We start from the raw sequence: 272 nt of genomic DNA on the forward strand, positions 1-272 counted from the left end.
GGCAATTGAAATACCAATAGACTGAATAAATGCTAATAACAATGTACCATAACGAGTATATTTACTAATCTTACGACGTCCTGCCTCACCTTCTTTCTTCAGCTCTGCTAAAGGAGGATGAATCGCTGTTAATAATTGAACAATAATTGACGCCGAAATATAAGGCATAATACCTAATGCAAATATAGACGCTCGGCTTAAAGCACCACCAGAGAACATATTGAACATGTCAATGATGGTGCCTTGCTGTTGTCGAACTAATTCGGATAATA

General features: G+C 37.1%; 1 pseudogene. It reads right to left on the bottom strand.

The annotated features are described in order from the left end of the window. A pseudogene (gene secY / locus FLQ44_RS06340) lies at positions 1 to 272 on the bottom strand (preprotein translocase subunit SecY); the annotation flags it as partial.

This window comes from Vogesella mureinivorans, assembly GCF_007644035.1.
Classification (GTDB): Bacteria; Pseudomonadota; Gammaproteobacteria; order Burkholderiales; family Chromobacteriaceae; genus Vogesella; species Vogesella mureinivorans.